Annotated in this window: 11 protein-coding genes; 3 read left to right on the forward strand and 8 right to left on the reverse strand. The window is 57.2% G+C overall.

Features of this window, described 5'->3' with window-relative positions; genetic code table 11:
* A partial coding sequence (locus tag RTCK_RS08040) for a methyl-accepting chemotaxis protein (RefSeq protein WP_235988616.1) occupies nt 1-1,141 on the forward strand: 1,141 nt, incomplete at its 5' end.
* A gap of 520 nt (nt 1,142-1,661) precedes the next feature.
* A complete protein-coding gene (locus tag RTCK_RS08045; protein ID WP_185927953.1) occupies nt 1,662-2,996 on the forward strand; it encodes a PAS domain S-box protein in 1,335 nt (444 codons plus the stop codon).
* Nucleotides 2,997-3,137: 141 nt separating this feature from the next.
* Here RTCK_RS08045 and RTCK_RS08050 read toward each other — a convergent pair whose 3' ends face one another.
* From RTCK_RS08050 to RTCK_RS08085, 8 genes are all read right to left on the reverse strand, one after another.
* Nucleotides 3,138-3,587, reverse strand: coding sequence for a response regulator (locus tag RTCK_RS08050; protein WP_142592437.1), 450 nt, complete (start codon nt 3,585-3,587; stop codon nt 3,138-3,140).
* 3 nt (nt 3,588-3,590) lie between these two features.
* Nucleotides 3,591-4,706, reverse strand: a complete 1,116-nt coding sequence (locus tag RTCK_RS08055; protein WP_142592438.1) for a PAS domain-containing protein — start codon at nt 4,704-4,706, stop codon at nt 3,591-3,593.
* 509 nt (nt 4,707-5,215) lie between these two features.
* Nucleotides 5,216-6,106, reverse strand: a complete 891-nt coding sequence (locus tag RTCK_RS08060; protein WP_142523228.1) for a sugar phosphate isomerase/epimerase family protein — start codon at nt 6,104-6,106, stop codon at nt 5,216-5,218.
* A gap of 79 nt (nt 6,107-6,185) precedes the next feature.
* Complete coding sequence (locus tag RTCK_RS08065; RefSeq protein ID WP_142592439.1) at nt 6,186-7,814, reverse strand: FGGY-family carbohydrate kinase; 1,629 nt, start codon at nt 7,812-7,814, stop codon at nt 6,186-6,188.
* A gap of 2 nt (nt 7,815-7,816) precedes the next feature.
* A complete protein-coding gene (locus RTCK_RS08070; RefSeq protein ID WP_142592440.1) occupies nt 7,817-8,545 on the reverse strand; it encodes an SDR family oxidoreductase in 729 nt (242 codons plus the stop codon).
* Nucleotides 8,546-8,569: 24 nt separating this feature from the next.
* Nucleotides 8,570-9,811, reverse strand: a complete 1,242-nt coding sequence (locus tag RTCK_RS08075; protein ID WP_142523225.1) for a sugar ABC transporter permease — start codon at nt 9,809-9,811, stop codon at nt 8,570-8,572.
* Nucleotides 9,808-10,617 carry an ATP-binding cassette domain-containing protein gene (locus RTCK_RS08080; RefSeq protein ID WP_142523403.1) on the reverse strand — a complete coding sequence of 270 codons (810 nt, stop codon included), beginning with the start codon at nt 10,615-10,617 and terminating at the stop codon, nt 9,808-9,810. The genes RTCK_RS08075 and RTCK_RS08080 overlap by 4 nt, the downstream gene beginning before the upstream one ends.
* A gap of 110 nt (nt 10,618-10,727) precedes the next feature.
* Nucleotides 10,728-11,774 carry an ABC transporter substrate-binding protein gene (locus tag RTCK_RS08085; RefSeq protein WP_142523224.1) on the reverse strand — a complete coding sequence of 349 codons (1,047 nt, stop codon included), beginning with the start codon at nt 11,772-11,774 and terminating at the stop codon, nt 10,728-10,730.
* A 236-nt stretch (nt 11,775-12,010) separates the two neighbouring features.
* Between RTCK_RS08085 and RTCK_RS08090 the strand changes: the two genes are divergently transcribed.
* On the forward strand, nt 12,011-13,039 hold the full coding sequence (locus tag RTCK_RS08090) for a LacI family DNA-binding transcriptional regulator (RefSeq protein WP_142592441.1): 1,029 nt from the start codon (nt 12,011-12,013) through the stop codon (nt 13,037-13,039).
* The last annotated feature ends 276 nt before the right edge of the window (nt 13,040-13,315 follow it).

The following is a 13,315-nucleotide window of genomic DNA, read 5'->3' on the forward strand; positions in this document are numbered from 1 at the left end:
CCAGTCGGAGGAGCAGCGCCGCCGGACGGCCGAGCAGGAGCGCATCCGCGCCGAGGCCATGGCGCAGGCGACCACCGGACTTGCTGACGGCCTGAAGCAGCTTGCCGCCGGCAATCTCGCCGTCCAGCTCAACCAGTCCTTCGCCGAGGAGTTCGAGAGCCTGCGCGAAGACTTCAACCGGGCCGTCGTCCAGCTCAAGGACACGATGGCCTCCGTCGCCGAATCCACCAGCTCCATCGACAGCGGCTCGCGCGAGATCAGCCAGAGTGCGGAGGACCTGTCGAAGCGCACCGAGCAGCAGGCCGCTTCGCTGGAAGAGACTGCCGCAGCACTGGACCAGATCACCACCAATGTCGCCAACTCCTCCAAGCGTGCCGAAGAGGCCCGTACGGTGGCGATCCAGGCCAACGAGAGCGCCCGCCATTCCGGCGCCGTCGTCGCCAATGCCGTCGATGCCATGGGCAAGATCGAGCAGTCATCCAGCCAGATCTCCAACATCATCGGCGTGATCGACGACATCGCCTTCCAGACCAACCTGCTGGCACTGAACGCCGGCGTCGAGGCGGCGCGTGCCGGGGAAGCCGGCAAGGGCTTTGCTGTCGTCGCCCAGGAGGTGCGCGAACTCGCACAGCGGTCGGCCACGGCGGCCAAGGAGATCAAGGACCTGATCCGCAACTCCTCCGCCGAGGTCGGCAACGGCGTGAAGCTGGTCAGCGATACCGGCGAGGCGTTGAAGACGATCGAGAGCTATATCGTCACCATCAACCAGCACATGGACGCGATCGCCACGTCCGCCCGCGAACAGTCGGTCGGCTTGTCGGAGGTCAACACCGCCGTCAACCAGATGGACCAGGTGACCCAGCAGAACGCCGCCATGGTCGAGGAAGCCAATGCGGCCGGCGCGACGCTCGCCAACGAGGCAAGCCGCTTGCGGGGCCTGATCGGCCAGTTCCAACTCGGCGGCCCGGCCGCCTACCAGCCGGCACCGCAGCGGGCATCGACACAGGTCGCCAAGGCGGGCCCCAGATCCGCTCCGGTCGCCTCGCCGGCCCGCAGCATGATGGGCAAGATCGCCAACGCCTTCTCCGCCAAGGGATCGGCAGCGGTCGCGGTCAGCAACGACAGCTGGGAAGAGTTCTGAGGCAACGCGATTACACGATGACCATATTCGAAAGGCGGCGAAAGCCGCCTTTCTCGTTGCGCTGAACAGCAACGGCTCGTCGAAATCACTCGCGAGAGCGTAAGCAAAATAGCCGCCGAAACTCAGTGGGGCTCTATGCCTCCCCTCCCGAAATCGAAGAATGCCTGTCGGGCCAGATGACCCTGCTCATCCGTCACAGGCTCGATGTCGATCGCTGCGCGGCGGAAAAGACATCGGCTGCCTCATGCCTTCCGACCCGAGTTGCTTTTCAAGCGACATGGCTACCCAGCACCGATGACGCAGGTTTTTTTCAACAGGATCCCTCAATAGCAGACGTGACAGACCGGAGACCTCCCCTCACGTAGACCACCTGCGCTGCCGGTGGCGTTCATCCCGATTGCTACAGCATTCAGATTCGGCAGCACATCCCATTGACCTCCTTCTTCCCTTGGGCGAAGTAGAGTGAGCTTAGAGGGATCAGGAGCCGCCGATGGTTGGTCAGTGTCCAACGGAGACTTCCGTGACAGACAGTAGCGCAAGATTCGAAGCTATTTTTCATCAGACCATTGGTGGCATAGCTCTAACTGACCTCAGCGGCCGCTTCATTACAGTCAATCGCAAGTACTCGGAGATCGTAGGATACTCGCAGTCAGCACTCCTTCAGATGCGCATGCAGGATGTCACACATCCAGACGATCTCCCCCGCAACCTTCAACAGTTCCGTGCGATGCTTGAAGGCGGCGCAGGTTTTGAGATCGAGAAGAGATACATCCGCAGTGACGGCGTGATTGTGTGGGTTTCCAATTCTGTCTCCGCCATCAAGAACAGCTCAGGTGACATCATCCAAGCTGTAACGTTCACGACCGATGTAACGGAGCGGAAGCGTGCCCAAGATGAGGTTCGTCGTCTGGCGGCTATAATCGCCTCTTCCGATGATGCTATCATTAGCATCGACCTTGGCATGAACATCCAAAGCTGGAACCGAGGTGCCGAGAAACTCTACGGCTACCCCGCAGAAGAGGCCATAGGACGTCCGGCCACCATGATATTGCCACCAGATATCGGCGATGAAGAACATGTCATCATCGAGCGCATCAAAACCGGCGATCATGTACAGCCTCACGAGACAAGGCGGCTTCATAAAGACGGAACGGAGGTGCATGTTTCACTTCGGGTCTCGCCGATCTACGACGAAAATGGAGGAATAGTAGGAGCATCGAAGATTGCGCGAGATATTAGCGAGCGCAAGGAAGCCGAGCGGCAGCAGAACCTTCTGGTGGGGGAGCTCACGCACCGCGTCAAGAATGTTCTTGCGACGGTTAATGCCATCGTTCGCCAGACATTAGGCCCTGCTGGTCCAGACAGTCCCGCAGCTTCTCTTTTGTCCCGCCTCCAATCCCTGGCCAAGGCGCACGATCTCCTAACGGAGTCGAACTGGAAAAGTGCAAGCTTGCAAGACATCGTTCGAGAAGCGCTCTCCCCGTATCCAGAGAGCATGTTCGAGGTGGCAGGGGACGACGTCCTAGTAAATGCCCGAGCGGTACTATCACTGTCTCTGGTTCTTCATGAACTGGGAACCAATGCTGCCAAATATGGTGCTTTGTCGTCTGAAGCCGGTCGTGTCCGGATTAGCTGGAGGACCATTGAATCCACTGATCCAGATCAAACTGCGCTGAAGCTACGATGGGAGGAGCGAGGCGGCCCTCCGGTCGTGATGCCATCACACAAGGGCTTCGGGTCTCGGCTCCTTCAGACCGTCGTTACATCTGAGCTAAGGGGAGGTGTTCTTGTAGATTATGCGCCAACTGGTTTGATATACGACATCGAAATGGCATTCTCTTCGTTGACTGGCTGATCCGACCGCACAGAGCGCCTTCGACGATTTCACCCGTACAGCAGCTCCCTCTCGATCTCCCATAATGCAGGCGCTGACAGCGATCGCCGCTCATTGGTGCTCCTATCAAAACTGTGCATGCGAGAGCATGTATCGGTCATGCTAACCGGCTTGGCTGCGTTCCCTGCAGGGAGTGGTGGATGTGGGATGATCCTTCCGAACCAACGCCAGACTGGGCGGCGGCAAAGCTGCCTTGTCTCCATTAATGTAGTCGCTCAGGAACCGCAGCGCGTTTTGTATACCATTGCTCGTATACGGCTTTTCGATCGCCCCAATTGCTCCGGCGAAATCCTCTGGGATCCGCTTGAGGTTGCCGGAGACAAATGCGTAGGGGATGCCACTTGCGAATAGATGACGCCCCACATCAACGCCCGTTGGGCCATCGAGGAGCTGGATATCGACGAGCGCCAAATCCACTCTGGTTTTTTCGACAGCATTGATGGCGGCTCCTAATGATGCCGCTTGTGCTACAACCTCATGCCCTGCTGCCTCGACCTCGTACTCAAGCTCCATTGCCAGAAGCGCTTCGTCTTCAACGATAAGTACTTTCAAGGTTTACTCCTGCGGCTCGTCGACCATAAGTGTGACATGTACATCCGTCCGGTGGCCGTCAGCCTGCCGATCGATCTTAGCTCCGAGCTGGCGGGCGCTCGTTTCCAGCAACACCTTTGCGAAGGCATCGTCTTCTTCGTTAGGCGGGACTGGCGTGACGGTGTCGCAGACACGGATCAGGAAGTGACCATTCAGCCTCCTGATCTCCAGGTGAATTTCCCCACCTCCATCACTGAGACCGCGACGTATGGCATCGCCCACCAGTTCGTTAACCACCAACGCCAACGAAGAAGCCTTGGAGGCCGGAACCCAAACGGGACTAAGATCAGTGGTGATGACGATGTCATCACGACGCAGGGAACTGACCAGGTCATGCACCAACTCCCGGGCGAAGTCCGACACGTTGAAGCGGCCAACATCATCCGCGGTGAACAACTTTCGCTGTACAGTGCTGAGCGCCTCAACCCTATTCAAAACAGACATCAACGTCTTTTTCGCGGTAACGTCGTTTGTCATACGGCTTTGCAGCTTCACGATCGAAGCAATCGTCAGCAGGTTATTTTTGACCCGGTGATCGACTTCATGCACCAGAACGGTCTTCGCCTGTAGCGCCTGCTGGAGGTCTCTCGTGCGAATAGCCACTTCTTCTTCTGCCAAGTGACGGGCTTGAGCCAGTTCGGCCTCTCTGCTCTTGATGTTGGTAAAATCGAGCTGCGAGGCGAAGAAGTAGATGACCTCACCATTCTCATCGCGAACTGGACTAACGAACAAAGCATTCCAGAATTCGGATCCGTCCTTCCTGTAATTGAGAATATCGACGGAGATGTTCTCTTCGCTCGATATCGCGTTGCGGATTCTGCTAATCGTCTCGGGGCTTGTCTGCGGCCCTTGGAGGATGCGACAATTCTTCCCGATCAGTTCGTCATTGCTGAACCCGGTCAAATCATTAAATGCCTTGTTGCAGAAGATGATTGGGTTATCCGGCTGTCGCGGATCGGTTATAATCATCGGCATGCGCGTTGCCTTGAAGGCCGCAGCAAATGGGTCCTCAGATGCATGAGCATCAACAAGCCGAGTTCCGGCCGCGCGTGCATTAACTTTGCTGCTGTCTTCTGTCATTGGGTTCTAGGACGGTGATCGGCAAGGCTTGAGCGGGATTCTGGAGCAGCACAGAGAATGGCCGGAAGTCTGTTTGGTTCCGTTGATACGGTACTCTATCCGCCTCATATGTGTTCGGGAGCGGATCGCCGCCCCGACCCCTTCAAGGCCATGTTTCCGGAGAGCTTTCGTCGGAGCCGCACCAGCATGCGGAAGAGTTCGTCTATGTCTCAATGGCACCTTGGCCGTAATTGTGGACGAGGAAGAGGTCGTCTTCGAAGGAGGCGATGAGACGCAACGTGGCTCAAATGGGGAGCCATTGCCCCTCCCGAGATATTTCTTCCTCCTCCTCCCGAGACAGCAGCGGCAATGGTTTTGCCATCGCCCTGCCCATTGCATTGTTCTCCAACCCGCCGCCGGACCGACGAGCAGGATACACACGGCTTCGGGCAAGGGTCCATTAGGAGCAACGACAGTTACCCGGTGTCAACGTTACTCCGTGGAGTGGGCCCCGGACCACGACCGTTCGGTCAAGCTAGTTTTGCGACACGCGAGACCGCATTTTGAGCGGCAATCATCTGCGATCGTGTGTACATCATAGCGTGCCGCACAAGATCGTCCCCATCCTCCCATGTCTCACGCCAAATGCCGAGGATGCCCGTCAAGGGCTGCCCGACCACGCGCGACGAAAAGGACTCATAGGTGATAGGTCCATTGTAACCGATCCGAGCCAGCGCCTGAAATATGGACTTCAGATCTATTGATCCCGTTCCCATGTAGCCGCGATGGCTTTCGCCAGTGTGGAAATACCCCAGATAGTCGCCAGTCGCATGGATCGCCGCCACCGCGTCGGCCTCTTCGATGTTCATGTGGTAAACGTCAAGATGAACCTTAACGTTTGCCGCTCCTACCCGACGACAGTATTCTACAGCCTGAGCCGCGGTGTTGATCATATTGCTTTCGTATCGATTGACGACCTCCATGCCCAGCGTGATCCCGCTGGCTGCCGCTTTTTCGGCGACACGGGCCATCACCTCAATCGAAGTGGCAACGCCGGCGGATGTTGCTGGCTCGGAGTATTTTTGGAAAGCCGAGTAGAGGATGCCGCAAACATGCGTCGCGCCAAGATCACGCGCCATCGATACAACATCCAGTAGATGTGCTTCTCCTGCCCGAACACGTTCTGGATCTGCCGAGGAGATGTCCTTCTCGGCCTCGAGCCCTAGCGACATCGTGACGCCGATACCTGCCTTCTCCAACCGCTGACGCGTAAGATCAACATTCATCAGGTGGGGGGCCATCGCTGAAATCTCAATGAGATCGAACCCTGCTTCGGCGGTCTTGTCGATCGCACGGATTGCTTCTTCTTCGCTCCAACCCGCGACCCAGACATTTGCGTGCAGCCCTAACCGGTTTTTCATTCCCTTCTCCTCTATATGATGAATGGAGCGCCTATGGGCGAGCGCCTGCTACCACCACGGCGTCAGCTCAAGAGCCGCCTCAGCGGATTTCCTTCGCCAGCCTCTGCAGACGTAAAAACGCGTCGTAGCGCCGTTCGTGTAAAGCTTTGACCTCATCGCCTGCAGGGGCGTAGACCTTTCCCACGCGACTCGTTTTCGCCATTGCGGCGTGCACGTCAGGAAAAGCTCCTCCCGCAACCGCACCCAGCAATGCAGCCCCTAGAAGCACAGGCTCCTCTGCATCGGAGGCAAGCACAGGCTTGCCTATTGCATCAGCTAGAAGCTGGCGGATGAGCTCAGATTGCCCTGCGCCACCCGATATCACAACCTTCTCCACGGGCGCACCCGCATCCGACTGGCTATCGATGATCTGTCGTAGTCCGTACCCGATGCCATAGATGCCAGCTAGGTACAGTGATGCGAGGCTCTCAAGATCTCGCTCGATGCCCAACCCAGAGATGACAGCGCGGGCATGCGGGTCAGCATTAGGCGCTCGGTTGCCTAGGAATTCCGGTACAACATGAAGGCCTTCAACCCGTTGCACGAGTCCACTGAATGAAGTCACGTTTTCAGTCAGCTTCTCCGTTAGAAGCTGCACGATCGATATTCCGCGTTCCTGTGCCACCTCCCACGCCTGTTGGCTTGCAGGATGACAGGTAACGAGGTGATCGATCGCGGCTCCCGCCGCCGACTGTCCCCCTTCATTCAGCCACATCCCAGGAACCATTGCGGAAAAATACGGCCCCCAAACACCCGGGACGAAAACCGGATTGATCGTTGAGGTCATGGTGCAGGAGGATGTTCCGAACACGTACCCCATATGGGTGGCGGGATTGCCTTCAATGCCCACGGTGCCGATACCGCCCGCATGCGCATCTATCATCCCAGCTGCAACCGGAGTGCCGGGAACCAGACCTAAGTCGGCTGCCGCTGCTACCGTAAGCCCTTGGCCCACGGGTGTTCCAGGATCCACAATCTTCGTGCCGATCCTGACGAAGTTCTCATCAGCAAGTTCGCCAAGCCCGATCTGCCGGAAATAGGTCGGATCCCACCGGCGGTCATGAGCCAGGTAAGTCCATTTGCAGGTGACCGTACAGGTTGAGCGGGACAGGTCGCCCGTTGACTTCCAAGTTAGAAAATCAGCGAGATCGAAGAACTGCCACGCCCGGTTGAACACCTCCGGCCGCTCTTCCTTCAGCCAGAGGAGCTTCGGCGTCTCCATTTCTGGAGATATACGACCACCTACGTATTTTAGAACGTCGTGACCCGTTGCGTTGATGCGTTCGGCCTGTTCGATCGCGCGATGGTCCATCCAAACGATGATGTTTCGAGAAGGGTCTTCGGACGGGCCGACAGGAAGAGAACTCCCTCCCTCTCCTAACACCACAAGTGAACAGGTGGCATCGAAGCCGATGCCAGCCACCCGTTCGGGATCAACCTTGGCTTCGGCTAATGCAGCACGGACAGTACAGCAAACGGCAGCCCAAATATCGGCAGATGATTGCTCAGCGAGCGCTCCCGGCCCCCGCCACAGCGTGATGTCCTGCTTGGCAGCAGCAAGCATCTTGCCGGAGAGGTCGAACAATGCCGCCCGCGCACTCCCAGTGCCAACGTCGACCCCAAGGATTACTTGTTCACCGCGTTCTGAACTAACCACCGTCTGCCTCACACCTACAGGTCCAAGCTCGTTGGCATGATGACCAGATCGCGAACAGTTACGGTGCGCTTGCGTGTCAGCATGAAGAGGACAGCATCCGCTACCTCCTGTGGCTGCATGAGGCTGCCATTTGCCAGCGCCTCTTCCATTTTCGCTTTGGGCCAGTCGTCGAGAAGAGCGGTGACCACCGGGCCGGGCAGAACTGCACAGACCCTGATTCCGTGTGGAGCGACTTGGCGGCGCGTAGAATGGACGAAGGCCTGAACCGCGAACTTGGAGGCCGTATAGATCGGCTCCCAAACGACCGGGATGACGCCTGCTACGGACGAGGTGAACACAATGTCCCCTGACTTTTGGGCAATCATATGCGGAAGAACCGCATGAACGGAACGGAATGCTGCGTTTATGTTGAGGTTCAACATCTTGTCCCAGGCATCGGGATCGCCTTCTGCAACCGGCCCGCCGATGTAGGATCCGGCATTGGCGTAGAAGACGTCGAGACCACCGGCGATCTCGAGAATTCGTGGAAGAATGGCCGAAACGTGCACACCATCTAGAAGATCGACCACAAGCGGCAGCGCCGTCGGCCCCATCTCATTGCAAAGCTGGTTCAGCCTCTCCTCGGCTCTGTCAATCAAAACCACGGTTGCTCCCGCAGCCACCAGCGTGCGAGCAGTTTGCAACCCAATTCCCGAGGCTGCTCCCGTAATGGCAACAACCTTGCCCTTCATCTCTTCAGTCATTTTTCTTTATCTCCAGAATATGCGTCAACCGCGCCCGTGACTTGCTCGCGAACGCCGCGCAAGAGAATCCACGATGACGGCTATGGCGAGGACCCCACCAGTGATCATGTAACGTAGACTGGAAGGCAGGTTTAGGAGCGTCAGACCATTGGATATTGCCTGGATCACAATCACCCCTAGCAGGGCTGAGTAGGCGCTTCCTCGTCCCCCGAATAGGCTCGTTCCGCCAATAACCGCAGCAGCAATCGCGTTAAGATTGACATCTCCCGTGCCGGCCTGCTGGCTTGAAGACGCCAGGCGAGATGCGGACAAGATACCACCGAGGGCGGCAAGGCTCGAACACAGCACGAAGGCAGAAAGGTAGATGCGCTTGATGTTGATCCCGGCGCGCCTGGCCGCTTCGCGGTTTCCGCCTACCGCGAACATCGAGCGGCCCCATTTCGTGCGGGTCAAAGCGTAGTTCATCACAACAACCAGAAGCGCGAACAAGCCAAACATCCATGGCACGCCTCGCCCAAGGTTCAGATACCAGACTGCGAACTCCAGAGTGGCAGTCAAGGCAATGACTTTTGCAAGAAGGATGCCCATCGGCTGCGCCGTCAGCCCTACTTCCTTGCGCTCCTTGGCGACCCGCAAACCTGCATAAAGGAAGATGAGACCTGGAAGAACTGCGACTGCATGAGAAAACCAGTCAGGCATGATCCAAAGTTGGCCGAACTTAACCAGCGGTGACGCATATGGCAGGTTGATCGAACCCGTATTGCCGAGCAGGTAAAGCTGACAGCCTAAAAGCGCCAATAGGCCCGCCAAAGTGGAAATGAAGCTCGGCATCCCAATCCAATTGAACAGCGATGCGTAAATGGCACCCACCAACGCGCCCGCTGCAACGGCGATCAGGATCGCGAGCGGGATGGGCACCCCCATGTTTACCCAGAAGACGCCAAGTAGCGCGGATGCCAATCCACTCATTGATCCGACGGAAAGGTCAATCTCACCGAGCATCAAGACGCAGACGATCCCAAGCGAGATGACGCCAACCGTGGCGCAATCGAACAGGAGATTGACCAGGTTGTTGGGCGCGAGAAACAGCGGATTGAGGCTCGTAAAAACCGCAGAAATCACCACCAGTCCAACCGCAACAGGCAACATTCCCAAGTCGCCAGAGCGTACACGGTCTACGAAGGCCGAGACTGTGCCCATGATGCTATCATCATGACTGACCCGTTCGTCTGCACGATCCAAGGGCTTGTTCAATGTCTTGCTCATGCCCGCGGCCCTTCGACTTCCAGCGACTTGCGTTGATTTCGGCGCGACACTGCATTTTCGGTTGCACCTGTGATTGCCGCCACGAGCTCCTGATTGCTGGACTCTGGGTCAAAGACGCCATTGTTGCGCCCCAGACGCAGCACAACGATCCGGTCCGCGACGGCCCGTACGTCTTCCATGTTATGGCTAATCATAATGACGCCAAGGCCACGCTCACGTACCCGCTCAATCAGGTTCAGCACCTCCGCAGTCTGAGCTACACCAAGTGCTGCCGTCGGCTCGTCGAGCATGATGATCTTCGGATCCAGAAGCAGAGATCTGGCAATGGCGACTGTCTGACGCTGTCCGCCCGAAAGAGATGCTATCGGCTCACGGACTGAGGGGATCCTGGCCGCCAGTTCTTGCAGCAAGGTCCACGCCCGAACTTCCATCTGCACTTCATCCAGACGATATGGGTTGAGTTCGTGCCCGAGGAACAGGTTGGCCACCACATCAAGATTCTCACAAAGGGCAAGATCCTGGAAGACGGTCGCAATACCCAGGTTCAGAGCGGTTGCCGGGTTGCTCAGCACAACCTCTTGGCCCATGAACTTGATCGACCCAGAGGTCGGCTGGTGCACACCTGCAAGTACTTTCACCAAGGTGGATTTTCCGGCACCGTTGTCGCCGACAAGGGCAACCACCTCTCCGGCTCGCACTTCAAGATCAATCTCCGTCAAAGCAGAGACAGCGCCGAACTTTTTCGAAATTCCGGTAAGGCTGAGTATCACCTCGCCAGCGACAGGTGACCCACTTGAAAGCGTCATCATTGACCTCAACAACCTGTTCAGAGGACGGATTCAGCACCCGGCTGGAGGGAGGTACCAGCCGGATGCTACCTGTCGGCGCTTAAAGGCACAGACAGGGAGTTGCACTCTTACTTCGTTATACCGAGGGCCTTGCAACCCTCTGCGTACTCACCCGTGCACACCTCTTCAGGGGTCTGGATGCCCTTGTCAAAGATCTCCGCCTTGATGTTCTCGGCTGTGACAACGGCAGGTACAAAAAGCTCCGACGGCGTATTGTAGAGTTCGGTCTTGGCCTCCGGCGTTTCACCGTTGAGGAACTGCACGGCAACCTTGGCAGCGGCTGCCGCCACGATTTCCGACGGCTTGGAGATCGTGTTGTACTGATCTCCCGAGATGATCAATTGTAGGGCAGCAATGACGGCATCATTGCCCGTCACAGGGGGAACCGGATCAACGCCAGCTGCCTTGAATGCCGCGATCGCCCCACCTGCCGTACCATCATTGGCCGCAGCAACACCTTTGATCTCATCGCCAAAGCGCGTGATCTGGCCAGCGGCCCATTCCTGCGCCTTGCTTGGCATCCAGTCAGGTGTGTCATACTCCGCCAGCGTCTTGAAACCTGAACCTTCCAGACCACGATGAATGCCATCACGGATCAATCCTGCAGCCGCGTCAGTCGGCGACCCATTGATTTGCAGGACTCCAGAACCTTCAGGAATGCCTTCAGCCTTCATATGCTCGACTAGTGACTTCGCGATCTCATATCCGAGCCCCTCATTGTCGAATGACACATAGTAGTCTGCGGGAGTGTCCGGGATTGGTCTATCATAGGCGATCACCTTGATGTCCTGAGACTGCGCAAGGCTCACGAGAGCGGCAGCAGCAGATGAATCTACCGGATCGAGGACAATCACCTTCGCACCTTGCGTGATCGCCGAGTTGAACTGCTGTTGCTGCAGCGACATATCGGCATTGGCGTTTTGGTAGATGACCGTGCAGTCGGGGCAAAGCTTAGCCATCTCAGCCTTGAAGCCCGGATAATCATGTTCTTCGTAGCGGGTAGAGCCCTGGTCAGGCATCAGGAATGCCACGGTGCCGCTTGTCTGAGCAGTCGCTGCACTTCCAGTCATCAAGGCCGCCAGCCCGACAGCAGCGTATAACAGATGGGTTCTCATATTCTCTCTCCTCCTCGAGATTAGACGGCGGCTAAGGTGATTCCAACTTCTCCACGAACAGCCCCACGTAAGCCCGCGGGAGTGGCTGCTGTGAAGAACAAGGCAAACAACCCATTTAGCTCGTCCAGCGCGATAATCACTGCACAACCGATAGAGCTCCATTGCTCAACCGATGTAGCAGACTTGCATAAGTGATTTCGGCCTGTCAAGTTGGCAACTCTCGCAGGAGAAAGAGTTTGACGAAGTCGCAGAATGCATCCGGGAAACGGCTGACGATTTATGATGTGGCAGAGCTCGCTGGAGCCTCGCCGACCGCCGTAAGTTCAGTCCTGAATGGCACCTGGAAGAAGCGTAGGATCAGCGCAGCGCTGGCAGAACGCATCACGCGCATTGCGGACGAAAACGGCTATTCACTGAACATGCAGGCAAGCGGCCTCCGCCGTGAAAGCTCCCGCCTGATTGGGATGATTGTGCCCAAGTATGACAACCGCTACTTCGGATCCATTGTGGAGAAGTTTGAAACCAGAGCTCGCGAACGTGGCCTGTTCCCTATCGTCACCTGCACACAGCGTAATCCGGAACTGGAGGTGCAAGCTGCTCGTGCCATGATCTCCCATCAAGTGGACTGCCTTGTCGCTACGGGCGCCACTGATCCGGATCGCATCACCAGGCTCTGCGCAAAAGCACGTGTGCGATCCTTCAACCTTGATCTCCCAGGAAAGCTGGCTCCTTCAGTAATTTCCGACAATTTTGGCGGAGCCTTCGCACTGACCAAGCGGATCCTTGTTGCCTCAGCCAGTACGCGAGCTCCCAATGAACCCCTGCTTTACGTGGGCGGCCGCTCTGATCATAACACGACGGAACGAATTCGAGGCTTCACGGAAGCGCATCAAGAGGCAGGTATCTCTGTAGACCCGTCAATGATCCTGGCGACAGGGTACGCTCCCGACAAGGCAGAAGCTGCTTTGCGCGAACTGGCCGCGCGACGGGGGAAGCTTCCGGCTGCCATGTTCGTTAATTCTACGATACCGCTTGAGGGCGTGATGCGGTGGATCAAAACAAGCCGCCACTTCGGGGATCATCTTCCCCATATCGGATGCTTTGACTGGGACCCGATAGTCCCCATCCTAAACGAGTACATCGTGATGCTCCGTCAGGACGTTCCCGGCATGTTGGACGCATTATTCAAACTGATCGACGGTGAGGCGGCTACCCCACGGCTCGTGGAAGTGCCAACCCTCTTTGCATCGCTGAACACAGATTGATCAAAAGGGAGGGGCAGGAGCAGGCTACACTTCGATCAACTGCTGCAATCGTCCGACGCCGCGATAAACACCTCCAAGAGCAAGCTCGATCATGCGGCAAGGCCGGATGGTTGGACTATCGAGAAGGTCTCTTGGACTGCGAGGCTTGACAGCTAGCTGGTGCATCGGCCAGCACCGGCAGGATGCAAAGCTTCGAATGAGATCAATGCGCTGGACGTGATCTAGCAACCAAACGCCCTGGTTTCTGACCCCCGACAGCCCGTACTGCGGATGCGC

The sequence above is a fragment of the Pseudorhizobium endolithicum genome (genome assembly GCF_902153245.2).
Classification (GTDB): Bacteria; Pseudomonadota; Alphaproteobacteria; order Rhizobiales; family Rhizobiaceae; genus Neorhizobium; species Neorhizobium endolithicum.